This is a genomic window from Methylobacterium sp. FW306-05-D, from assembly GCF_058782155.1.
In genome coordinates this window covers 1-23276 of record NZ_JBYSXL010000023.1, presented here as the reverse complement: position 1 = coordinate 23276, position 23276 = coordinate 1, and the positions used below count along the sequence as shown (strand labels likewise).

The following is a 23276-nucleotide window of genomic DNA, read 5'->3' as shown; positions in this document are numbered from 1 at the left end:
CGTGCAATTCCTGGGTCAAGCTGTCCCGCCCGTCCCGCCGCGCGATAGCCGTGGATGCGAGCTCCGCGCCAAGCGCCGATCCGGGCGCGGCGCGGGCCGCTTGCCAGTGAGGCGCCGACCCCGCAAAAGCGCGCCATGCTCCGCGTCAACGACCTCACCTACCGCATCGGCGAGCGCCTGATCCTCGACGGCGCCACCTTCGTCATCCCGGACCGCGCCCGCGTCGGCCTCGTCGGGCGCAACGGCGCCGGCAAGACCACCCTGTTCAAGGCGATCCTCGGCGAATTGCCCACCGAGGGCGGCACGGTGTCGATGCCCAAGGGCATGCGCATCGGCGCGGTGGCCCAGGAGGCGCCGGCCGGCCCCGAGACCCTGCACGCGGTGGTGCTGGCCGCCGACACCGAGCGGGCCCGGCTGATGGCGGAAGCCGAGCACGCGGACGGCATCCGGCGGGCCGAGATCGAGACCCGGCTCGTGGACATCGAGGCGCATTCGGCGCCGGCCCGCGCGGCGGCCATCCTGCACGGCCTCGGCTTCGATGCGGAGGCGCAGGGCCGCCCCTGCTCGGACTTCTCCGGCGGCTGGCGCATGCGCGTGGCGCTCGCCGCCGTGCTGTTCTCCGAGCCCGACCTGCTCCTTCTCGACGAGCCGACCAACTACCTCGACATCGAGGGCACGATCTGGCTCTACGACTACCTCGAGCGCTATCCCCGCACGGCCGTGATCATCAGCCACGACCGCGACCTCCTCGACGAGTGCGTCGACCACATCCTGCACCTCGACCGGGGCAAGCTCAGCATCTACCGGGGCGGCTACACCAGCTTCGCCCGGCAGGTGGCCGAGAAGCGCGTGCTCCAGGCCAAGGCGAAGCAGAAGCAGGATGCCGAGCGGGCGCATCTCCAGAGCTTCGTCGACCGCTTCAAGGCCAAGGCCACGAAGGCGCGCCAGGCCCAGTCCCGGGTCAAGCGCCTCGCCAAGATGGAGATCATCGCCTCGGTGATCGAGGACGACGTGCCGGCCTTCCGCCTGCCGAGCCCGGAGCGGCCGCTCTCCCCGCCCATCGTCGCCATGGAGCGGGTGCAGGCCGGCTACCCGGACCGGATCGTGCTCTCGGGTCTCAACCTGAGTCTGGCCCCGGACGACCGGGTGGCGCTGCTGGGCGCCAACGGCAACGGCAAGTCGACCTTCTGCAAGCTGATCGGCGGGCGCCTGCCCCCCTTGAGCGGCGAATTGCGGCGCTCCTCCAAGATGGAGGTCGCCTACTTCGCCCAGCACCAGCTCGACGAGCTGCGCCCGGCCGAGAGCGCCTACGCCCATGTCCGCGACCTGATGCCGGACGTGCCGGAATCGAAGGCCCGCGCCGCGGCCGCCCGCCTCGGCTTCTCGGGCACCAAGTCGGAGACGCCGGTCTCCCAGCTCTCCGGCGGCGAGAAGGCGCGCCTGCTCATGGGGCTCGCGGCCTTCCGCGGCCCGCACCTCCTGATCCTCGACGAGCCGACCAACCACCTCGACATCGAGAGCCGGCAGGCCCTGGTGGAGGCGATCAACGACTACGAGGGCGCCGTCATCCTGGTGAGCCACGACCGCTTCCTGGTGGAGGCCTGCGCCGACCGGCTCTGGCTCGTCTCCAACGGCAGCGTGAAGGCCTTCGACGGCGACATGGACGATTACCGCCGCTTCGTCCTGGCCGGGCCGGAGCGCGAGGCCGAGAAGGGCGCGGCCGATTCCACCGGCGGGGCCAAGGCGGTGGAGCGCCGCTCCAACGCCGACCGCCGCGTCGCCCTCGCCCCCCTGCGCAAGAAGCTCGAGGCCGTCGAGGCCCGCATGAAGAAGCTCACCGACGCCATGGCCAAGATCGACGCCGCGCTCGCCGACGGCACCGCCTTCCAGGCCAACCCGGCCAAGGCCGGCGAATTGATGAAGATGCGCTCCGACGCCGCCGCCGCCCTGGAGGCGGCCGAGGAGGAGTGGCTGGAGCTCAGCGGCGAGATCGAGGGCGCCACGGCCTGAGCGGGATCGAGCCGCTTCCCATGGTCCAGCGATGGTCCACGCGAATGCCCCATGTTGGAAAATCCGCGCCCAGCACTGCGTCATCCCGGGGCCGCGCAGCGGAACCCGGGATCCAGAAACGCAGGTTGCGCAAGACTTTACGCTGTCGGCGGTTCTGGATTCCGGGCTCGCCTTCGGCGCCCCGGAATGACGGTGCGGTGTCGGCTGCCTTTCCGGTGATGGGCGCTACGCACGCATCCCCCCACGACCGGCGGAGGCTGGCGGAGGCAGGCGGAACCACCCCCACTCCTCACCTCTCCCCGTAAGGGGGAGAGGGACGCGTTGTGGTCTCGATACAGCCGGAGCGCTTATCGGACGGCGTCACGAGTCGACGAACCCGCCAGCCCCGACCCGGAAACATCCCCCGCCCCAGGGCGTTTCCGATCGCGCAACCCGAGGGGACCCCGACGATGCCCGATGCCCACCGCCGCCGGCTCGGGTCCCTGCTGGCGCTGCTGCCGCTCGGCGCCGCCGGCGCCTGGATCGCATATAGCCGCCTCGGCATCGACCATCATCGCCGGATGCCGCCCGCCCTGCCCGGGCGGCAGGAATGCCTCGGCGGCGAGGCGGGCGGGCTGTCGTTCTATGCCGACGGGCCGGCCGAGGGCGTGCCGCTGCTCCTGATCCACTCCGTCAACGCGGCCGCCAACGCCTACGAGGTCCGGCCGCTCTACCGGCACTACGCGGGATCGCGCCCGGTCTATGCCCTCGACCTGCCGGGCTTCGGCTTCTCCGAGCGCAGCGACCGGATCTACACGCCGGCGCTGATGACGGCCGCGATCCGCGCCATGACGGCGGAGATCCGGCACCGGCACGGGGGCGCCGCCATCGACGCGGTGGCGCTCTCCCTCTCGGCCGAGTTCCTGGCCCGGGCCGCCCTGGACCGGCCGGGCGATTACCGCAGCCTCGGGCTGATCAGCCCGACCGGGTTCGACAGGCGCTACGAGCGCCGCGACCCCTCCGGCAGCGACACGGCACGGGCCATCGCCGCCTATCCCCTCTGGGGCCGGGCGCTGTTCGACCTCCTGGTCAGCCGCCCGAGCATGCGCTTCTTCCTCGAGAAGACCTGGGGCTCGCGCGACATCGACGAAGGCCTGCTCGAATACGACCAGATCTCGGCCCACCAGCCCGGAGCGGAATTCGCGCCGTTCTCCTTCCTGGCCGGACACCTCTTCGCCACCGAGACCGGCCGGGTCTATCCCCGCCTCGACCGGCCGGTCTGGATGGTCCACGGCACCCGGGGCGACTTCGTCGATTACCGCCACGCCGACCGCTTTCGCGGCGAGCCGAACTGGACCATCGACGTGCTGGAAACGGGCGCCTTCCCGCATTTCGAGCGCCTGGGTGCCGTCACCGCCCGCTACGACGCGTTCCTCACCCGGCTGGGGCGCTGAGCCCCTGGCCGCTCGCGCCGCGCCGGGTTAGTCGAGGGGCACGCCAGCTCGAAAAACCTGGAGCCCCAATGTCCGACCTCACCCTCGCCGCCGCGCAGACCATCGTCGCCACCGCCCTGGAAACCGCCCGCGCCCACAAGCTGAAGCCGCTGGCGGTGGTGGTCTACGATGCGCGGGGCGCCCTCAAGGCGATGGGCGCCGAGGACGGGACGTCGCTCCGCCGGGCCGAGGTGGCCATGGGCAAGGCCAATGGCTGCCTCGCCCTCGGCCTCGGCGGTCGGGCGATCCACAAGCGGGCCGAGGAGCAGGCCTATTTCGTCGCCGCAATCAGCCACCTCGTCGGCCCGGCCGCCCTCGTGCCGGTGCCGGGCGGGGTGCTCATCCGCCGGGGCGAGGCCGTGATCGGCGCGGTCGGCATCTCGGGCGACACCTCGGACAACGACGAACTCTGCGCCCTCGCCGGCATCGAGGCGGCGGGCCTCACCGCGCAGACCGGCGCCTGAGGCGATGCCGCGCCCGCATCGGCGGCACTGCCTCGTCGGTGGGGCGGCGCTCCTGGCCGCCGGTCGCGTCGGCCGGGCCGCGGCCGCGCCGGCCGACCTCTACCGGCGCGGCAACGATGCGGACCCCGAGACCCTCGACCCGCACAAGTCCTCGACGGTGGCCGAGGCGCATATCCTGCGCGACCTCTACGAGGGCCTGCTCACCTACGACAATCACGGCGCGATCATCCCGGGGGCGGCCACCGCCTGGACCGTGTCCGAGGATCGCCTGACCTACGACTTCACCCTGCGCGCCGACGGGCGCTGGTCGAACGGCGACCCGGTCCGGGCCGGGGACTTCGTCTTCGCCCTCCGGCGCATCCTCGCCCCCGCCACGGCGGCGAAATACGCCGAGGTCCTGTTCCCCCTGAGGAACGCGCGGGCCGTCAACCAGGGCGCGCTGCCGCCCGAGGCCCTCGGCGTGGCGGACCCGGACGAGCGGCGCCTGGTGCTGACCCTGGAGCAGCCGACGCCGTACCTGCTCGAACTTCTGACGCACCAGACCGCGCTGCCGGTGCATCCGCCCTCGCTCGCGCGCCACGGCGACGCCTTCGCCAAGGCCGGCAACAGCGTGACCAACGGCCCCTACCGCCTGCGGGAGGTGGTGCCGAACGACCGCATCACCCTGGAGCGCAACCCGTATTTCCACGCCGCCGCCACGGTGACGATCCCGCAGGTCGCCTTCCTGCCGACGCCGGACCTGTCGAGCGCGGTCCGGCGCTACGCGGCCGGCGAGATCGATTCGCTCGCCGACCTGCCGGGCGACCAGATCGCCTCGCTTCAGGCGCGCTTCGGAAGCCAGGTGGTGCTCGGGCCCTCGCTCGGCCTCTACGCGCTCGCGGTGAACACCCGCAAGGCGCCCTTCGACGACGTGCGGGTGCGGCGCGCCCTCTCGCTGGTCATCGATCGCGAGTTCCTCGCCCAGAAACTCTGGGGCGGGACCATGGACCCGGCCTATTCGCTCTGCCCGCCCGGCCTCGACCATTACCGCACCCCGCCGGAGACCGCCGGGCGCGAGGCGCTGCCGATCGACCGCGAGGACGAGGCCCGGGCGCTGCTGGTGGCGGCCGGCTTCGGCGAGGGCCGGCGGCCCCTGCGCGTCGAGTACCGCTTCAACACCAGCGACAACAACCGCAACACCGCGCTCGCCATCGCCGACATGTGGCGCGGCATCGGCGTCGTGTCCCGCTTCGTCTACACCGACGCCAAGACCCATTTCGCCTACCTGCGCGACGGCGGCGACTTCGACGTGGCGCGCATGTCCTGGATCGCCGACTATTCCGACCCGCAGAATTTTCTGTTCTTGCTGGAGAGCGGCAACGACGGGCTCAACCCGGGCCACTACAGCAACCCGGCCTACGACGCCCTGATGCGGCGGGCGGCGGCCGAGCGCGACATCGCCCGGCGGGCCGATCTCCTCCACGCGGCCGAGACCATCGCGGTCACCGAGCTGCCCTGGATCCCGGTGATGCACACCCGCTCGAAGGCCCTGATCGCCCCGCGCCTGTCGGGCTACCACCCGAACCTGCGCAACGCCGCCCCGACGCGCTTCCTGAGGCTGGGCGCGTGATCGGCTTCGTCCTGCGCCGGCTCGCCCAGGCGATCCCGACCCTGTTCGCCGTGGTCACCGCGAGCTTCTTCCTGATCCGGCTCGCACCGGGCGGTCCCTTCGACCTGGAACGGCCCCTGCCGCCGGCCGCCATGGCCAACCTCGCCCGGGTCTACGGCCTCGACCAGCCCCTCGGCGTCCAGTACGGGCGCTATCTCGGCGCCCTGCTCACCGGCGATTTCGGGCCCTCGTTCTCCTTCCGCGACCTCACTGTCGGCGAGCTGTTCGCCCGCGGCCTGCCGGTCTCGATGACGCTCGGCGCCCTCGCCCTGGCGCTCGCCCTCGGGCTCGGCATCGGCCTCGGCGCGCTGGCGGCCTTCCGTCGTGGGAGCGCCATCGACCGCCTCGTGAGCCTCACCGCCGGCCTGACCCTGGCGGTGCCGACCTTCGTGGTGGCGCCCCTGCTGCAGATCGTCTTCGGCCTGACCCTGCGCTGGCTGCCCGTGGGCAGCTGGGAGAACGGCGCGCCGGCCAACCTCGTGCTGCCGGTCATCACCCTGGCGCTGCCCCAGGTCGGGGCGCTGGCCCGGCTCACCCGGGCCGCCCTGGCGGAGGTGCTGGCGGCCCAGCCGGTTCGCACCCAGCGCGCCATGGGCCTGCCGCCCCTCCGCATCGCTCGCCACGCCCTGCGCGGGGCCCTGCTGCCGGTGGTGGCGATCCTCGGGCCGACGGCGGCCTCGCTGCTGACCGGCTCGGTGGTGGTCGAGACCATCTTCGGCCTGCCCGGCATCGGCCGCTACTTCGTCGACGGGGCGCTCAACCGCGACTACACCCTGGTGATGGGCACCGTGGTGCTGGTGGCGCTCTTCGTCATCGCCCTCAACCTCGTGGCCGACCTCCTCTCCGGCCTCCTCGACCCGCGCCTGCGGGCGGCCCGGTGAGGCGCGCCCTCGGGCGCCTCGCCCGCAATAAGGGCGCCCTGGCGGCCCTCGCCGTGCTGGCGCTGGTCGCCCTCGCCTGCCTCGCCGGACCCCCGCTCACCGGGCACGATCCGGGGCGGATCTATCCCGACCTCGTGCGCACGGTGCCCTCGCTGCGGCCCCATCCGCGGCCCGAGGCCGTCGCCCCGGCCCTGGAGCGCCTCGCCTTCCGGATGCGGGTGACGGCTGAGGACATCCGGGTCGCGGACGGGCGGCTGCACGTCACCCTGTCGGCGCGAGACCCGATCAACGAGCGGGCGCTGAGCTACCTGCCCCGCTCCGACCTGTTCGGCCCCGCCACCGTCGTGGCGCGGGAGGCGGAGGGGCGCCGCCTCGTGGTGGAGGCGCCGGTGCGGCGGCTGGTCTTCCCCCTCGGCACCGATGGGCTCGGGCGCGACCTCCTCAGCCGCAGCCTCGTCGCCGGCCGGGTCTCCCTGCTGATCGGCCTCGTCGCCACCGGCGTCGCCCTCCTCATCGGCGTCACCTACGGGGCGGTGGCGGGCTATGCCGGCGGCCGGGTCGACGCGGTGATGATGCGGTTCGTCGACGTGCTCTACGCCCTGCCCTTCGTGTTCTTCGTGATCATGCTGCTGGTGTTCTTCCGGGCCGGGCTGGGGCTGATCCTGATCGCCATCGGCGCGGTGGAATGGCTCGACATGGCCCGGATCACCCGGGCGCAGACCCTGTCCCTGCGCCAGCGCGACTTCGTGCGCGCCGCCGAGGCGCTCGGCCTCTCGGCCGCCGCGATCCTGCGGCGCCACATCGTGCCGAACACCCTCGGGCCGGTCACGGTGGCGGCGACCCTGCTGGTGCCGCGGGTGATCCTGCTGGAGAGCTTCCTCTCCTTCCTGGGTCTCGGCGTGCAGGAGCCGGCCACGAGCTGGGGCGCCCTCATCGCGGAAGGCTCGCGCGCCCTCGAATCCGCGCCCTGGATGCTCGCGGCCCCGGCCGGGTTCCTCGTCGCCACCCTGGTCGCTCTGAACGTGCTGGGCGACGGCCTCGCCGAGGCCCTCGACCCACGCCTCAGCGCGGACCGGTGAGTCCGGGATAGACCACGCGGACCACGCGCCGCGCCTCCGGGATCTCCGAGACCGGGCGCCCCTTGGCGTCCCGCGCCGGCTCCGACTCCGGGGGCACGGCGTCGCTCGGTCGAAGCCGCCAGGGATCGAGCCCGCGCGCGGTGGCGCCGCGTCCCGCCTCGGCGGCGGCGGGTGGAAGTCCGAGGATGGTGAGGGCGAGGACCAGGGTGGAAGAAACGCGGAACGGGAAGGCGGGCATCGGCGGAGCGTCCGGAAGAGTCCGCCGAGTTCAGCCGAGATGACTTAACCTTTGCGCGAAGCTTGGCGGAACCGCCGGGCGTCGCGCCGGATTGCCAACAACTGTCGTACAGCACGGTTAACGAGGACTCGATGGCAACCAGGGCCGTGGCGGAACGGGGAAGCGGCACTTCGGGATCGACGCCGGAGCGGGTCCCGATGGGCAGCGTGATCGACACCGACATCTCCGCCCGGCTCGACCGCCTGCCCTGGGGACGCTTCCACGTCCTCGTCATCGTGGCGCTCGGCATCACCTGGGTGCTCGACGGCCTCGAAGTCACCCTCGCGGGCTCCCTCGTGGGCGCGCTGCGGGCCGAGCCCATGAGCTTCACCGAGTTCGACATCGGTCTCGCGGCCAGTTCCTACCTCGTCGGCGCCGTCACCGGAGCGCTCGGCTTCGGCTGGCTCACGGACCGCATCGGCCGCAAGAAGCTGTTCTTCATCACCCTGGCGCTCTACCTCGCCGCCACCGCCGCCACGGGCCTGTCGTGGAATATCTACAGCTTCTGCCTGTTCCGCTTCCTCACCGGCGCGGGCATCGGCGGCGAATACACCGCCATCAACTCGACGATCCAGGAGCTCGTCCCCGCCCGCGTGCGCGGCTGGACCGACCTCGTGATCAACGGCTCGTTCTGGATCGGCGCCGCGATGGGCTCGTTCCTCTCCATCGTCGTCCTGCGCCCGGGCATGATCGACCCGGCCTGGGGCTGGCGCATCGCCTTCTTCGTCGGCGGCGGCATCGGCCTCGTCATCCTGCTCCTGCGCACCTGGATTCCCGAGAGCCCGCGCTGGCTCGCCACCCACGGCTACGTCGCCGAGGCCGACCGGGTCGTCACCGCCATCGAGAAGCGCTTCACCGACGAGGGCCACACCCTGCCGCCCATCGACGAGAGCAGGTGCATGAAGCTGAGGACCCGCAGCCACACGCCCCTCAAGGAGGTGTTCGGCACCATGCTGGTCGGCCACCGCAAGCAGACCCTGGTGGGGCTCGCCCTGATGGTGGCGCAGGCGTTCTTCTACAACGCCCTGTTCTTCACCTACGCCCTCGTCCTGCAGCGGTTCTACAACGTGCCGGGCGATCACGTCGGCTGGTACCTGCTGCCCTTCGCCCTGGGCTCCTTCCTCGGTCCGCTTTTGCTGGGCCGCCTGTTCGACACCATCGGGCGCCGTCCCATGATCGCCTTCACCTACGGCATCTCGGCGGTCCTGCTCACGGTCACCGGCTACCTGTTCAAGATCGACGTGTTCGGCCCGGTGGGCCAGACCGCGGCCTGGATGGTGGTGTTCTTCTTCGCGTCCGCCGCCGCCAGCGCGGCCTACCTCACGGTGGCGGAGACCTTCCCGCTCGAGATCCGGGCGCTGGCCATCGCGGTGTTCTACGCGCTCGGCACCGGCATCGGCGGCGTCTCCGGCCCACTCCTGTTCGGTGCCCTGGTGGAGACCGGCTCGCGGGACAACGTGCTGATCGGCTACCTCGTCGGGGCGGCCCTGATGGCGGTGGCGGCCATCGTCGGCGGTGTCTTCGGCACGGCGGCGGAGGGGAAATCTCTGGAAGACGTTTCGAAACCTTTGGCGGCCGCCTGAAAACCCGGCGTTTCGCGCCGGCAAAGCTTGAAACCACCGGGGATGGTCCGGGTTGGTGGTGCACGGATCGTGTCACCTCCATCCCCGGAAGGACCTCATGCGGATCATCTCCACCACGCGCGCGCTGGTCCTGACCAGCGCCCTCCTCGCCAGCGGTTCCGTGGCCTTCGCCCAGGGCAATGCCCCGGCCGAGATCAAGCCGCCCGGTCCGCCGCGCATGACGGCGCCGGGGGTCGTCGGCGCGACGGTGGTGAAGCCCGGGGGCGTCGACAATGGCGGCCCGGGCTCGATCGGCACGATCGCCCCGGGAGCCACCGGCGCCTCCAGCGTCTCGAACAATTCCGGCGCCTCCGGCAATGCCGAGCAGAACCAGAAGCCGATCGGCAACACCGGCGGCGGGGGCGGCGGCGGCAGCTGAGCGCTCAGGCCTCGCGCCGCTCGGCGAAGAAGGCCCGCAGCAGGGCGGCGGCCTCGCCTTCCCGGAGGCCGCCATAGACCTCCGGGCCGTGGTGGCAGGTGGGCTGGTTGAAGAAGCGCGGCCCGTTCTCCACCGCCCCGCCCTTCGGGTCCGAGGCCGAGAAGTACAGGCGCCGGATGCGGGCGAAGGAGATCGCGGCCGCGCACATGGCGCAGGGTTCGAGGGTGACGTAGAGGTCGCAGCCGCTCAGGCGCTCGTCGTCCAGAGCCCGGCAGGCGGCCCGGATCGCCAGGATCTCCGCATGGGCGGTCGGATCGCGCAGGGCCCGGGGACGATTGTGCGCCACCGCGACGACCGCTCCGTCCCGCACGATCACCGCCCCCACCGGAACCTCGCCCTCCTCCGCCGCCCGGCGCGCCGCCGCGAAGGCGAGGCTCAGGGGATCGGAGGGGGGCGGATCGGTCTCTGGCATCGGGCGAAATCCTGACGATCGATCCGCGATCCTTGAGCGCCGCGCCGCCGCGGCGCAATGGGCCGCCGGTCCGACAGGGCTCGACGGTGGCCGTGTCGCCGCCCCGAGCCGGGGACGGGACGCCATCACGAGGATGTTAAACGGCGGAACATCGCCGGAGCGCGGCCGTTGAAGTGGGCAATGCGGCACGGTGGACCCCACGCCGACCGCCAACCCGAAGACGAGGAGCGCACGATGAGCAGCACCACCGACAAGATCAAGGGTCTCGCCAACGAGGCCGTCGGCAACGTCAAGCAGGGCATCGGCAACGTGACCGATAACGACAAGCTGAAGGCCGAGGGCAAGGCCCAGGAGCTGAAGGGCGAGACCCAGAAGACCGTCGGCGACGCCAAGGACGGCGTCAAGAACGCCGCCGACGCGGTCAAGAGCAAGCTCTGAGCATCCCGGCCCGGCGTTCGACGCCGCGGCGAGCGGAACGGCAAAAGGCGGCGCGAGCCGCCTTTTTTCGTGTTTGACGCCGGGATTCACCGAACCCGCGGCCCTTGCGCGCGGGATCACTCGCAACCGCGCCTCTGCTCTGTTATGGGGCAGGCATGACCGACAAGACTGACGATACGATGGGCGGGTCCGAGGACGCGCCTGCCAAGACCTCCCGTTCGAAGGCAAAGGCCTCGGCGAAGACGGCCTCACCCAAGAGCAGCGCGACGACGCCCGCCGCGGCGGCGGGCGAGACGCCGGCGCGCAAGCCCGCGAAGGCCAAGGACGCGAAGGCCGAGGCGGAGACGCGCGCCCCTGCGCGCGCCGCGGACTCCGCCACGACGTCTTCCGAGACCAAGGCTTCAAAGGGAAAGGTGTCGGATTCCAAGTCTTCGAAGGACAAGGCTGCCTCCCCGAAGGACGATGCCGCCGAGATTGCGGTCGCCAAGGTTGCGGTCTCCAAGAGCGAGCCTGCGAAGGCTGGTTCGGCCAAGTCGAAGACCGCGAAGGTCGAGACCGGTAAGACCGAGCCTTCCAAGACCGAGCCGTCCAAGGCCGAGCCGTCCAAGGCCGAGCCTGCCGAGGCCACGGCGCCGAAGGCCGCCTCCGGCAAGTCGAAATCCGCGCCGCGCGCGCCCACGGCGGCCGTCACCGAGGCGAAGGCCGAAGCTGGAAAGGCAAAGTCCACCGCGGCTAAGCCCACCGAGGCCAAATCCGGCAAGGACACGCCCGTCGAGGCCGAGCAGGCCGAGCCCAAGGCGGCGAAGGTATCCAAGACTTCGGTCTCCAAGACTTCTGCGTCCGAGACCTCGGCAACGGAGGCTCCCGCATCCGCCGCGGAACCCTCCGTGGCCGAACCTGCGGCCAAGCGCACCATGGCGAAGCCCGTCGCGGCTTCGGCGCCGGAACGCTCCGAGCCGGGTTCGTCCGAACGCAGGCCGGCCCCGCCCGAGCCCTGGGCCCCGGCGACCGATGCCGGCATTCCCGGCCCGTCGGCCGAGGAGAAGCCCAAGGTCCGGCCCGCCGCCATGCCGCGGGGCGGCGACGCGCCCCTGCGCCGCAAGACGGCCCTGGCCAAGCCCGCGCCGAGGCCCGAGGCCGCCGCCGATGGGCCGGCCCGCGACGAGGGCACGCCCGAGGGCGACCGCATCGCCAAGGCCATCGCCCGCGCCGGCATCGCCTCGCGCCGCGACGCCGAGGCGATGATCGAGCAGGGCCGCGTCACCCTCAACGGCCGGGTGCTGACCTCGCCGGCGATCAACGTGACCCCCGACGACCGGATCACCGTCGACGGCGAGCCGCTGCCGGCCCGCGAGCGCACCCGCCTGTGGATCTACCACAAGCCCCGCGGCCTGGTGACCACGGCCCGCGACCCCGAGGGTCGCCAGACCGTTTTCGACAACCTGCCCGAGGACCTGCCCCGCGTCGTCGCCATCGGCCGCCTCGACATCAACACCGAGGGGCTCCTGCTCCTCACCAACGACGGCGGCCTCGCCAAGGTCGTGGCCCACCCGGATACCGGCTGGCTGCGCCGCTACCGCGTGCGCGCCCACGGCGACACCACCCAGGCCGAGCTCGACAAGCTGCGCCGGGGCGTGACCATCGACGGCATGGATTACGGCCCGGTGGAGGCGACCCTCGACCGCGCCTCCGGCGACAACCTCTGGATCACCCTCGGCCTGCGCGAGGGCAAGAACCGCGAGGTCAAGCGCATCCTCGAGCATCTCGGGCTCGCGGTGAACCGGCTGATCCGACTCTCCTTCGGGCCGTTCCAGCTCGGCGATCTCGAAGCGGGCCTCGCGGAGGAGATCCGCACCAAGGTGCTCAAGGAGCAGCTCGGCCCGGCCCTCTCGGAGCAGGCCGGCGTCGATTTCGAGAGCCCGGTGCGCGAGCCGATCGCGCCCTTCGGCTCGCCCAAGCAACAGGCCAAGCAGCCCGCCCGGAGCGCCTCGGCCGCCCAGCGCCGGGACACGCGCGGCTACGACGACGAGGGCCCGCGCGGCGGCGGCCGTCCGATGGCGCCGGCCAAGCCCGTCCGCGTGCCCACCGGCGGCAACAGCGCCGGTCCGCGCCGCTCCGTCTGGCGCGCCGAGGACGAAGCCCGTCCCGAGGACGCGCCGCGCCGGGTGAAGATCCCGCGCCGGGGGGCCGATCCGAAGGCCGAGCGCGAGGCCGCCGCGTCCCGGGGCCGCGAGCGCGTCGGCGCCATCAGCACCGGCGAGCGCCGGGTGCTGGTCGAGCGCCTGAAGTCGAGCCCGCAGGAGGCCGCCGCCGAGCCGCATCGCCGCGACAGCGCCGTGCGCCGTCGGAGCGATGAGACCGCGCCCCGCGAGAACCGCGCCCCCCGCGCCGAGGCGCAGGCCCGCCCCTTCCGGCAGTCCGACGATCGTGCCTCGGGGCCTCGCCCCTCCGGTGACCGGCCCGCTCGCAGCTTCGGCGGCGAAGGCCGGCCGCCGCGTCGGGACGACGACCGTCCGCGTGGGAACTTCCGCTCGCAGGACGGTGCCGAGCGTCGCGGCCCGCCGCGCGGGAGCCAGGACGGCGCCGAGCGCCGTGGTCCCCCTCGCGGGAGCCAGGACGGCGCCGAGCGCCGTGGTCCCCCTCGCGGGAGCGAAGACCGGCCGCGCGGCCCCTTCCGCGGCAACCCCAACCGCGCCGAGGGCGGCGACGACCGCGGCGCCCGTCCGGCCTCCCGCGGCGCCCCGGCCCGCGACGGCTTCCGCAACGACAAGCCCAGCGGCTTCCGCGGCAACGACCGCCCCGGCACCGAGCGCGGCGGCTTCAAGGGGGGCGCCCCCCGCCAGGACGGCGAGCGCGGCGGCCACAAGGGCGCCCGCCCGGATGGCGATCGCGGCGGTTTCAAGGGAGCCGGCAAACCCGGCGGCGGCTTCAAGGGCGGCGGCAAGCCGGGCGGGTCGGGCAAGCCCGGCGGCTTCGGCAAGCCGGGCGGCTTCAGCCGCGGCGGGTCCGGCGGCGGCAAGCCCGGCGGCGGCGGCGCGCGTCCGCCCCGCGGTGGAAGCCGGTGAGGATCGTCGGCGGCGATCATCGCGGTCGCCGCCTCGCCACGCCGAAGACCGACGCCATCCGGCCGACCTCGGACCGCCTGCGCGAGGCGATCTTCAACGTCCTCGCCCATGCCTATGACGACGCCGTCGCGGGGGCCCGGGTGCTCGACCTGTTCGCCGGCACCGGGGCGCTGAGCTTCGAGGCCCTCTCCCGCGGAGCGTCCTACGCCCTCCTGGTCGACGAGGGCGCCGAGGCCCGGGCGCTGATTCGCGAGAACATCGAAGCCTTCGGCGCCGAAGGATCGACCCGCCTGTTCCGGCGCGACGCCACGCGGCTCGGCCCGGCCGGCACCAGCGGCACCTTCACCCTCGTGTTCTGCGACCCGCCCTACAACCGCGATCTCGCCCCGGCGGCCCTGGCCGGCGCGGCGGCCGGCGGCTGGCTCGCCCCCGGCGCCCTCGCGGTCATCGAGGAATCCGCGAGCGTCCACGTCGCGCTCCCGGCCGGTTTCACCGAACTGGAGCGCCGGGTCTACGGCGACACGGCCCTCGCCTACGCGCGCTACGCCGCCTGAGACACGACCTCGACGCGACCCTCCTGGTATACGGGCGCGACCCGCGCGCGCGCTCCGGACCCCGACGACGGCCGGTGCGTTCACCCGGGATGGTCCTCGCCGACGCCCGAACCGACGCCCCGCCGGTCGCTCCCGACCCGCGCCCCGCCCGCCTCTGGCGCCCGCGCCGCGTCCTCGTCACGCCCGCCGCCCTGGAATACGACCACGGCCGCGCGATGGTCGCCCGCGCCGAAGCCCTCGGACTGCCGGTGGAGCGTCTTCTCGCCAACCGTCTGACAGGATTGCGCAATCCAGATCCGCGCGTGGCCTATCGCGAGGCCAAGGCCACCCTCGCCATCGTCGTCGCCCCGCCGACCAAGCTGAAACTCCAGCCGATTCCGCCGAGTGCCGACTGGCGCTTCGACCTCGCCGAGGGCTGCCCGGCCCATTGCCAATACTGCTACCTCGCCGGCTCGCTCTCGGGCCCCCCGGTGACGCGCGCCTACGCCAACCTCGACGCCATCCTCGGCAACCTCCCGGCCTATCTCGGCCAGGGCGCCGTCACCTCTGCCCAACCGACCCGTGCTCAGGAAGGCACCACCTTCGAGGCCTCCTGCTACACCGACCCCCTCGGCATCGAACATCTGACCGGCTCGCTCACCGCTGCCATCACCCGGTTCGGGGCCTGGGATGCACCGGTACAGCTGCGCTTCACCACGAAGTTCGCGGCGGTTAAGTCCTTGCTGGACCTTCCACATCACCGCCGCACCCGCATCCGTTTCTCGGTGAATGCGCGCGCCGCGGCCCGCTACGAGGGCGGCACCAGCAGCCTCGACGCCCGTCTCGCGGCCCTTCGGGCCGTCGCGGAGGCCGGCTATCCCGTCGGCCTCACCATCGCGCCGATCCTGCCCGTGCCAGACTGGGAGGACGCCTATGCCGGTCTGATCCGGGATGCGGCGACGGCGCTGACCGGTGTCAAGGACCTCGATCTTACGGCCGAACTCATCACCCATCGATTCACGCCCGGATCGAAGGAGGTGCTGCAGACCTGGTATCCAGGTTCAGATCTGCCGATGCGGGAGACCGACCGCAGCCGAAAAATGACGAAGTTCGGCTCCCTTAAATATGTCTACCCGCGCGACCTCATGCAGGCGATGCGGCTATCGATGACCGAGAACCTTACGCGTTACCTTCCGCAGGCCAAGCTACTCTACTGGACCTGAAACGAGACTGCGATCTCAGCCTTCTCCGTTTCCGTCGAAACGAATGCGGGCGTCCTGAATGGCCGGAAGGTTCGCGAAGGCCCAGGACCCCAGGGCCTGGACCGGCTTCTGCAGGGACCGACCTAGATCGGTGAGCGCATACTCCACGCGAGGTGGAATCGTTGGATAGACGGTGCGCGAAACGAGGCCGTCGCGCTCAAGTCCACGCAGCGTGAATGTCAGCATCCGTTGCGAAACGCCCCCGATCATCCGCTTCAATTCATTGAAACGCCGTGGACCGTCTATCAGCGTCATGACAACGAGGATCGTCCATTTGTCACCGATCCGCGACAGCACCGTTCCGACGGCCTGGCAATCGCCGAGGTTGTGCGGTTGCTGCGACACGGTTCCCTCGGTGTGCCCCGGTTCCACGAATGTGCCTCCTTGCGCCGGCGTCCCTGCGGTTCTCTATAGCGGCCCGGTACACGTCTGATACCGGGAACCGATCATGAAACTCCTTCACGTCGACGGAAGCATTCTGGGCGATCACTCCGTCAGCCGCACGGTGTCGGCGGCGATCGTCACGCATCTTAGGAAGGGGAACCCTGATCTCGAGGTCAGCTATCGCGACCTTGCCGCCACGCCTATTCCGCACCTGTCAGGAGCGTATCTCGCCGGCCAGCAGCCGAACGCCACGAATACACCGGACATCCAGCACGACGTCGAGCTCGGTCGCACCGTCCTCACCGAATTCCTCGCGGCCGATATCGTGGTGATCGGCGCTCCGCTCTACAATTTCACGATTTCCTCGCAGCTCAAGGCTTGGATCGACCGGATCCTCGTGGCCGGCCAGACCTTCAAATACACGGAGAACGGACCGGTCGGCCTCGTCCCTCAGAAGCGGGTGATCGTCGCCGTCGCCCGCGGTGGGCTCTACGGAGCCGGTACGCCGAACGCCGCGGCCGAGCATGCCGAAACCTACCTGCGGGTGATCTTGAGCTTCATCGGTGTCACCGACCCCGAGGTGATCGTCGCCGAGGGTATCGCGCTGGGCCCGGAAGCCCGGCAGAAGGCCATCGACGGAGCCCTGCAGGCTGCCTCGAACCTGCCCGCAGCCTAGCGGCGCCCGAACAGCCGCTCGATATCGTGGAGCTTGAGTTCCACGAAGGTCGGGCGGCCATGGTTGCAGGTGCCGGCGAGGGGCGTCGCCTCCATCTCGCGCAGGAGTGCGTTCATCTCCTCGGGGCGCAGGCGTCGACCCGCCCGGATCGAGCCGTGGCAACTCATCCGCGACAGGATCGCGTCCAGGCGCCGGCCGAGCGGTCCCCCCCCTTCGTCGGTGCCGTCCGGGCTTCCGTCCTCCAGTCCGCTTTCGCTGAGTGCATCGAGGATATCGATGACGAGGGTCCGGATCGAGGCGCCAGCGAGGATGGAGGGAACCTCCCGGACGAGAACTGCGCCGCTGCCGAAGGGCTCGAGCGTCAAGCCGAGGCGGTCGAGGTCCGGCGCGACGGCCACGAGCCGCTCTGCGTCCCCAGGAGGCAAGTCGATGACATCCGGGATCAGCAGCCCCTGTCGCGCGATACCGCCGCCCGCACGTTCCCGCTTCAGCCGCTCGTAGACCAGACGCTCATGGGCCGCGTGCTGGTCGACCAGCACGAGTCCGTCCGTGGTCTGGGCCACGATATAGGTCTCGTGCAGCTGCGCCCGCGCCGCACCGAGCGGATGAGCGACATCCTCCGATCGCTCCCGCTCAGGACGGTAATCCGCCGACGGCGCCGTGACGTCCCGCTCGAACTCAGCCTGTGCCGACTCGGCCAGTCCGGCAAACGCCGAAGCCCGGGGGATCGCCGGTCGGTGCTGGCTCGGCGCCGAAACGGACGGGATGTGACGAGAGTGGTTCTGCAGGATGGTCGGGTAGGTGTTGGCACCGGACTGAGCGGTAAGCCCTGCTGGACGCAGGGCATCCAGGGTCTGGGCCATACCGGTGGTCGAACCGCGCAGGCCGGCTTGGCGCAAGGTCTCATGGATCGCGCTGACGATCAGGCTACGGACTAGGCCTGGATCGCGGAAGCGGACCTCCGTCTTGGCCGGATGCACGTTCACGTCGACCAGTGACGGGTCGCAGTGGATCGCGAGAGCGAGGACCGGATGGCGGTCGGAGCTCATGGTATCGGCATAGGCGCCTCGTACCGCACCGAGCAGAAGCCGGTCGCGAACCGGCCGGCCATTCACCGTGAAGTGGATCTGATTGGCGGCCCCCCGGTGGAAGCTCGGTAGGCCGATATGCCCGGAAAGAGCGAAGCCCTCCCGGGCCATGTCGAGGGCGAGAGCGTTCGGTCCGAAATCGGGACCGAACACCCCTATCAGCCGGCGCAGTGTCGCGGAGGGTCCCGTATCGGCTTCGGCCGGAAAGACAAGAGGCGTTCCGCTCTCGGAGCGGAGCACCAGACGGATCTGCGGCTGTGCGACGGCGAGGCGACGCAGAATGTCACCAACCGCCGCCGTTTCGGCTCTGTCGGACTTGAGGAATTTCAGGCGTGCCGGCGTGGCCGCGAAAAGATCACACACCTCGATGCGCGTGCCTTTCGCGCTCGGTGCCGGCCAAACCTCGCCCTTCACGCCGGCATCGACAGTCAGCGTCACGCCGGTGTCCGCTTGTGCTGTACGACTGGTGAGGGTGAGGCGCGCTACAGCACCGATGGAGGGGAGCGCCTCACCCCGGAAGCCGAGCGTTTCGATGCAGGTTAAATCGCCGCCCGGAAGTTTCGAGGTTGCATGCCGTTCGACGGCGAGCGCCAAGTCTGTGGCATCCATGCCGGCGCCGTCGTCGACCACGCGGATCAGGCGTCGGCCGCCGCTCTCGATCGAAACCTCGATGCTTCGAGCGCCCGCATCGATCGCGTTCTCCACGAGTTCCTTGACCGCCGAGGCGGGTCGCTCCACCACCTCACCCGCTGCGATGCGGTCGACGAGGATCGGATCGAGGCGTCGGACGGGGCGAGGTGGCGTGAGCATGCGGAGGCAACTATAGGTGCGCCCAGACCCGGCCGAAAGGCCATGCGAAGCCCCTCATCGCTGGCGCCGGACGCGCTGGATCGTCGACTTGCCGCGTTGATCCGAACGGCTGCCGGTTCCGGCGCCTAGAATGACGCCACCTTACATCAAGATCCGAGGACCTGTTCGCGCGTGAGACCCAAGCTTCAGCGTTGCCGCACAGTCTGGGGACGTACCGAACACCGCGACACCCTGCCGGCTCTCCGCACCGAGAAGAACGCCATCTATCAACCGGCGGCTCCCGATGGGAGTTGGGCGCTGTGTGACGCCGCCGGGACAATCATCGAGTTCGGCGCCAACCCGATGCTGACGGACGTCGTCGATCAGGCCGACGATCGCCCGACCCTCTTCATCGGTCCGTTGATCACCCATTATGGCCATTTCCTGCTTGGTACCTTCGCGCGCCTCTGGCCATTGCTGAATTGGACGGGGCCGAAGCCACGTCTGCTCTGCTACGCGGAGGGACCGCTGGACGCGTTGCACGCCAAATGGTCCACGCTTCCGTTCCTCGCGGACATCCTCAATCGCTTCGATCTGGGTATCGACGATCTCGTCACCTTTCAGGAGGTGACGCGGATCCCCGAACTGCTGATCCCCGAGCCCTGCGTGAAAGAGCAGGACTTCACCTACGCGATCTACGGCACGCTGACCCGTTTCGCCGGAGAAGCATTCTACGACCGGTCCGCCGTCGATCAGGAGAAGCGGCCCGTCTACCTGTCGAAGGCGCGATTGGCGTCGGGGATTTCGCGGCTACGCAACGAGGACTCGCTGTGTGATGCCCTGGCTCGGCAGGGCGTAGACATCGTCTCTCCCGAGACCCTGCGCTTCCCCGAACTCGTCCGCCTGCTTTCCGAGCGGTGGATAGTGCTCGGAACTGCGGGATCGGCGTTTCACACCGCCGTCTTCGCGGCTCCGAAGCGGCGCATCTTGGCTCTGAATTGGACTCCGCCGGTCAACGCCAATTTCCTCCTGCTTGATGCCCTGAACGGCACACGAGCCCGCTATTATTTCGTTCCCGGAAGCACGATCGGAGACGAGCCCGGCTTCCATTTCGGCTGGTCCATTCCCGATCCGCAGGCGGTCGCCGCCGAGATGCTGGAGCGGGTCCGGACCTTCGACACCCTCGACGCTCGCGATGCGGCGGAGGACGCGGTTCGGTGGCGAGCCAAGTGGATCCCGGGTTGGAGGCCGGTCCAGCGCTGGCTCGATCGCCGGACCTGAGCGCTCAGGCGACGCCCGAACGTAGCAGGTCGTGGTAGTGCACGAGCCCGACCGGAGTTTCGTTCTCGACGACGATCAGCGCCGTGATCTTCATCGATTCCTGAATTTCCAAGGCCTTCGCCAGCAGCGTCTCGGGAGATACCGTCCGAGGCTTTCCGCTCATCAAAGCTTCGACGGCGAGGCTGTCGAGGTCGCTGCGGAAGACGTTCCGACGCAGATCGCCGTCGGTGAGAATTCCCGCGAGGCGCCCGTCAGCCTCGACGACGACCACCGAGCCGAACCCCTTCGCATCGATCTCAGCGATGGCCGCGCGCATCGGCGTTCCGCGCGGAACGACCGGCAATTGGGATCCGGTGTGCATGACCTCGCGGACCTGGCGCAGCGACGCGCCGAGCCGACCGCCGGGATGGTAGATACTGAATTCCCGCGCCGAGAAGCCTCGGGCCTCCAGAAGGGCGATGGCCAGGGCGTCGCCGAGCGCGAGTTGCATGGCCGTGGAGGTCGTCGGGGCCAAACCGTTCGGGCAGGCCTCGCGCGCCTTCGGCAGCGTGAGACAGATGTCGGACTCGCGGCCCAGGGTGGACGTGCGGTTGGACGTGATCGCGATGAGCCCGACGCGATAGCGCCGGGCATAGCCGATGATGTCGGCGAGTTCGGTGGTTTCACCCGACCACGACAGCGCCACCACGACATCCTCGGGCTGAATCATGCCGAGGTCGCCATGGCTCGCCTCGGCGGGATGGACATAGAGTGCCGGTGTGCCGGTCGATGCCAAGGTCGCGGCGATCTTGCGACCGATATGGCCCGACTTGCCCATGCCGGTGAGGATCGCGCGCCCCCTGGCGTGAGCGATACGCGAAACCGCCTCCGTGAACGCAGTGCCGAGTCCATTGCCGATGGACTCCATCAGGCAGGCGAGTCCTTCGCGTTCAGTCTCGATGGTTCGCAAGGCCGATGCGACCGCGGGGGAAAGCGTCGTTTCGGCTGGGCGCAAGGCCTGCGCGGAATCTGCTGGAGCCATACCGCCCCACGTCCTTCTCGTAAGATCGCGGACCTGTGAGCCGCGAAAGCCGACTGCCTATGAAGAGCGATTGTGGTCGGATGGCGACTCCGGCGGGCTCTCCGATACCGGTCGCCTCCCGTTGACGCCCCATTAACCGTGCCGGTTGTAGGCCTGTTAACCATGACGTCCAGGCCTCCTCGCGGGGGGATGCCGCGGCGTCGTCCGCCGCGCGTTTCCGCCAGCGGTCCAGGTCTCGAAGCGCCGGGTTCGGCGCGAAGGTCAGCCGAAAGACGTCGATCCGTGACACGCGCAGGGCCGACCGCAGGATGGCGCTTCCGAAGCCTTGGTGGCTTCGCGGTGATCGCTGCCACCACCCTGCCGGTGCAGCCGGCATATGCCCAAGCCACTCCGTCGGACACGGCCGGCAGCACGTCCGAGACCGCGGGCGTCGGTGATGTCCAGCCCCTGGGCCCGAGCCTCCGGGGAAGCAGCACCGCCGGCAGTGCCGTCCTCAGTAGCGGCGGTAGCGCCACCGGTGGCGAGACGACGGGCGGGGGCGGCCTCGCGACCCGTGCCCTTTCAGGGAGCCGCTCGGGCAGCGCGCTGACTTCGGGCGCCGGCAGCGGCGCCAACAACCGCGGCCTGACCAGCATCCTGCGCCTGCGGGCGATACCGCCGCGTCGGTTGGGAAGCGCCACGGTCCGACCGGTGCGGTCGATCACGCAGGTGCCGCCCTACGACCTGCGCCTGACGCCGGTGGTGCGCAATGCCGTGAGCGGCGTACCGCTGCCGACGATCCTGCCGCTCGCGGGGGTGCAGACACCGGGCTTCTTCCTCTCGACGGCGCTGCGCCGGCCGATCACGATCGACGAAGCCTACGCGCCGCTCGGCATCAAGGTCGGGACCTTCACGATCCTGCCGGCGATCCAGCAGAGCATCGGCTACGACACCAATCCGGATCAGATCACCAACCGGCTGGCGAAGCCTTCGCTGGCGCTTCGGACCGACGGCGAGTTGAGCTTCCGCAGCGACTGGTCGTCGAGCGAACTCACCGGCGATCTGCGCGGCGGCTACGTCGATTTTCCCGATAACCAGGGGGCGAGCCGCCCCAACGGCACCGGCGTGACCCGGCTGCGGATCGATGCGAACCGCGATACGCGGATCGAGGTCGAAGGCCGATTTCTTCTGGAAACACAACGCACTGGCACGCCCGACTTGGCGGCCGCGACGGCGACCCGGCCGCTGGTGGCTAGCTACGGGACGACGGTCGGGGTCACGGAACGCTTCAACCGGGTGCAGGTGTCGCTGCGGGGCCTGCTCGACCGCTCGGAATTCGAGGATGCGCAGCTCTCCGACGGCACCATCCTGCGCCAGAGCGACCGCAACCTAAACCAGTACGGCCTGCAACTGCGGGCGGGTTACGAGATCTCGCCGGTCATCACCCCGTTCGTGGATGTCCTGGCCGATACGCGTGTCTACGATACGCGCGTGGATTCTGCGGGAATACGGCGGGACTCGGATGGCATTACGCTCTCGGGCGGTGCGACCTTCGCGCTGACCCGGTTCGTCACCGGCGAAATCTCCGCCGGTCTTCAGCACCGCAGCTATGTCGACCCGAGTCTGCGCGACCTGACGGCGCCGGTCGTCAGCGCGGGGGTGATCTGGAGCGCGAGTCCGCTCACCACCGTCCGGCTGAATGCCGCCACCGGCGTCACCGAGACGTCGGTCCCGGGTTCGAGCGGTGTCCTGACACAGACCGCGACGCTGGAAGTCCAGCACGACCTCCTGCGCAATCTCTCGCTGACCGGCGGCTTCAGTTATCTGTCGAACGACTATGACCGGGTGAACATCACCGAGCGCGGTTTCTCCGCGACGGCCCGGCTCGACTATCGCTTCAACCGCTGGCTGGCGATGCGCGGGAGCTACATCTACCAGCGTCTCGACAGCACGGCGGCCGGTTCGAGCTTCCACGCCAACACGTTCCTGCTCGGCCTGCGCGTCAATCCGTGACGCACGGGGCCGTTTTTCGCCCGCGGTATACCGAGAGGGTCGCGGCGAGGTCGCGCGGTTTTCAGCGCACCATCGCGAGCGACGCGCCGGATTTCGACAGCGCGCCGTCGAGCGCGCCGCCGCCCTGGCGCAGGCGGGCCGCGACGGTGCCGCCGGGCTGGTAGAGATAGACCTCGCCGTCGCGGTAATCCCAGGCGGTGACCTTGGAGAGGTCCTTGTTCGGGCAGCCCGAGGCGCTGGCCTTGTAGAGGTCGAGGGCGGGGGCGCTCGACAGGGAGACCTTGCAGCTCGCGCCGGTGGCGTCCTTGGCGTTCCAGGTGCCGACCACCGAGGAGCGGCCGCTGGCCACCACCGGCGGCGGGGGCGGCGCGACGGGGGCCGGCTCCGGCGCGATCACCGGCGTCGCGGGGCCGACGGCGACGTTGGCGCCGACGGGCGGCGCC

21 protein-coding genes are annotated in these 23276 nt (G+C 70.6%); 15 read left to right on the top strand and 6 right to left on the bottom strand.

What is annotated here, in order from left to right:
• The first annotated feature begins 135 nt into the window (after nucleotides 1–135).
• From AC3WLN_RS10475 to AC3WLN_RS10450, 6 genes are all read left to right on the top strand, one after another.
• Entirely contained in the window at nucleotides 136–2010 is a 1875-nt protein-coding gene (locus tag AC3WLN_RS10475) for an ABC-F family ATP-binding cassette domain-containing protein (RefSeq protein WP_492481006.1), read from the top strand.
• 449 nt (nucleotides 2011–2459) lie between these two features.
• Nucleotides 2460–3443 carry an alpha/beta fold hydrolase gene (locus tag AC3WLN_RS10470; RefSeq protein WP_492481004.1) on the top strand — a complete coding sequence of 328 codons (984 nt, stop codon included), beginning with the start codon at nucleotides 2460–2462 and terminating at the stop codon, nucleotides 3441–3443.
• A gap of 68 nt (nucleotides 3444–3511) precedes the next feature.
• Entirely contained in the window at nucleotides 3512–3946 is a 435-nt protein-coding gene (locus tag AC3WLN_RS10465) for a GlcG/HbpS family heme-binding protein (RefSeq protein WP_492481002.1), read from the top strand.
• Between the two features lie 4 nt (nucleotides 3947–3950).
• A complete protein-coding gene (locus AC3WLN_RS10460; RefSeq protein ID WP_492481000.1) occupies nucleotides 3951–5555 on the top strand; it encodes a peptide ABC transporter substrate-binding protein in 1605 nt (534 codons plus the stop codon).
• A complete protein-coding gene (locus tag AC3WLN_RS10455; protein ID WP_492480998.1) occupies nucleotides 5552–6475 on the top strand; it encodes an ABC transporter permease in 924 nt (307 codons plus the stop codon). The genes AC3WLN_RS10460 and AC3WLN_RS10455 overlap by 4 nt, the downstream gene beginning before the upstream one ends.
• Nucleotides 6472–7554, top strand: coding sequence for an ABC transporter permease (locus AC3WLN_RS10450; protein WP_492480996.1), 1083 nt, complete (start codon nucleotides 6472–6474; stop codon nucleotides 7552–7554). The genes AC3WLN_RS10455 and AC3WLN_RS10450 overlap by 4 nt, the downstream gene beginning before the upstream one ends.
• Here the strand turns inward: AC3WLN_RS10450 and AC3WLN_RS10445 are convergent.
• A complete protein-coding gene (locus AC3WLN_RS10445; protein ID WP_492480994.1) occupies nucleotides 7538–7792 on the bottom strand; it encodes a hypothetical protein in 255 nt (84 codons plus the stop codon). The genes AC3WLN_RS10450 and AC3WLN_RS10445 overlap by 17 nt on opposite strands.
• A 131-nt stretch (nucleotides 7793–7923) precedes the next feature.
• On the opposite strand from AC3WLN_RS10445, the gene AC3WLN_RS10440 reads away from it, so the two are divergent.
• Together AC3WLN_RS10440 and AC3WLN_RS10435 are read left to right on the top strand one after the other, a co-directional pair.
• Nucleotides 7924–9414 carry an MFS transporter gene (locus AC3WLN_RS10440; protein ID WP_492480992.1) on the top strand — a complete coding sequence of 497 codons (1491 nt, stop codon included), beginning with the start codon at nucleotides 7924–7926 and terminating at the stop codon, nucleotides 9412–9414.
• A gap of 97 nt (nucleotides 9415–9511) precedes the next feature.
• A complete protein-coding gene (locus tag AC3WLN_RS10435) occupies nucleotides 9512–9832 on the top strand; it encodes a hypothetical protein (protein WP_492480990.1) in 321 nt (106 codons plus the stop codon).
• Between the two features lie 4 nt (nucleotides 9833–9836).
• On the opposite strand, the gene AC3WLN_RS10430 is transcribed toward AC3WLN_RS10435, so the two are convergent.
• Nucleotides 9837–10304 (bottom strand): nucleoside deaminase, encoded by a 468-nt coding sequence (locus AC3WLN_RS10430; protein WP_492480989.1) that lies wholly within the window; start codon nucleotides 10302–10304, stop codon nucleotides 9837–9839.
• A 234-nt stretch (nucleotides 10305–10538) separates the two neighbouring features.
• Here AC3WLN_RS10430 and AC3WLN_RS10425 point away from each other — a divergent pair, with 234 nt between their 5' ends.
• From AC3WLN_RS10425 to AC3WLN_RS10410, 4 genes are all read left to right on the top strand, one after another.
• Nucleotides 10539–10742 (top strand): CsbD family protein, encoded by a 204-nt coding sequence (locus AC3WLN_RS10425; protein ID WP_056211453.1) that lies wholly within the window; start codon nucleotides 10539–10541, stop codon nucleotides 10740–10742.
• 1067 nt (nucleotides 10743–11809) lie between these two features.
• Nucleotides 11810–13807, top strand: a complete 1998-nt coding sequence (locus AC3WLN_RS10420; RefSeq protein ID WP_492481059.1) for a pseudouridine synthase — start codon at nucleotides 11810–11812, stop codon at nucleotides 13805–13807.
• Complete coding sequence (rsmD, locus tag AC3WLN_RS10415; RefSeq protein WP_492480987.1) at nucleotides 13804–14361, top strand: 16S rRNA (guanine(966)-N(2))-methyltransferase RsmD; 558 nt, start codon at nucleotides 13804–13806, stop codon at nucleotides 14359–14361. The genes AC3WLN_RS10420 and rsmD overlap by 4 nt, the downstream gene beginning before the upstream one ends.
• Nucleotides 14362–14450: 89 nt before the next feature.
• A complete protein-coding gene (locus AC3WLN_RS10410) occupies nucleotides 14451–15563 on the top strand; it encodes a spore photoproduct lyase family protein (RefSeq protein WP_492481058.1) in 1113 nt (370 codons plus the stop codon).
• A gap of 15 nt (nucleotides 15564–15578) precedes the next feature.
• Here the strand turns inward: AC3WLN_RS10410 and AC3WLN_RS10405 are convergent, their stop codons facing one another.
• Nucleotides 15579–15974: a winged helix-turn-helix transcriptional regulator gene (locus tag AC3WLN_RS10405; protein ID WP_492480985.1), complete on the bottom strand. Its 396-nt coding sequence runs from the start codon at nucleotides 15972–15974 to the stop codon at nucleotides 15579–15581.
• A gap of 76 nt (nucleotides 15975–16050) precedes the next feature.
• Here AC3WLN_RS10405 and AC3WLN_RS10400 point away from each other — a divergent pair, with 76 nt between their 5' ends.
• The gene (locus tag AC3WLN_RS10400) at nucleotides 16051–16662 is read left to right on the top strand and encodes an FMN-dependent NADH-azoreductase (RefSeq protein ID WP_492480983.1); all 612 of its coding nucleotides are present in this window, start codon (nucleotides 16051–16053) and stop codon (nucleotides 16660–16662) included.
• On the opposite strand, the gene mutL is transcribed toward AC3WLN_RS10400, so the two are convergent.
• Nucleotides 16659–18560 carry a DNA mismatch repair endonuclease MutL gene (mutL, locus tag AC3WLN_RS10395; RefSeq protein WP_492480981.1) on the bottom strand — a complete coding sequence of 634 codons (1902 nt, stop codon included), beginning with the start codon at nucleotides 18558–18560 and terminating at the stop codon, nucleotides 16659–16661. The genes AC3WLN_RS10400 and mutL overlap by 4 nt on opposite strands.
• Before the next feature lie 171 nt (nucleotides 18561–18731).
• Here mutL and AC3WLN_RS10390 point away from each other — a divergent pair, with 171 nt between their 5' ends.
• Nucleotides 18732–19820, top strand: a complete 1089-nt coding sequence (locus AC3WLN_RS10390) for a glycosyltransferase family 61 protein (protein ID WP_492480979.1) — start codon at nucleotides 18732–18734, stop codon at nucleotides 19818–19820.
• Between the two features lie 4 nt (nucleotides 19821–19824).
• Here AC3WLN_RS10390 and AC3WLN_RS10385 read toward each other — a convergent pair whose 3' ends face one another.
• Entirely contained in the window at nucleotides 19825–20841 is a 1017-nt protein-coding gene (locus tag AC3WLN_RS10385) for a KpsF/GutQ family sugar-phosphate isomerase (protein WP_492480977.1), read from the bottom strand.
• A 282-nt stretch (nucleotides 20842–21123) separates the two neighbouring features.
• Here AC3WLN_RS10385 and AC3WLN_RS10380 point away from each other — a divergent pair, with 282 nt between their 5' ends.
• Nucleotides 21124–22833, top strand: coding sequence for an outer membrane beta-barrel protein (locus tag AC3WLN_RS10380; RefSeq protein WP_492480975.1), 1710 nt, complete (start codon nucleotides 21124–21126; stop codon nucleotides 22831–22833).
• A 61-nt stretch (nucleotides 22834–22894) separates the two neighbouring features.
• On the opposite strand, the gene AC3WLN_RS10375 is transcribed toward AC3WLN_RS10380, so the two are convergent.
• Nucleotides 22895–23276 (bottom strand): AprI/Inh family metalloprotease inhibitor (locus AC3WLN_RS10375; protein WP_492480973.1); only part of this gene is annotated, 382 nt, incomplete at its 5' end.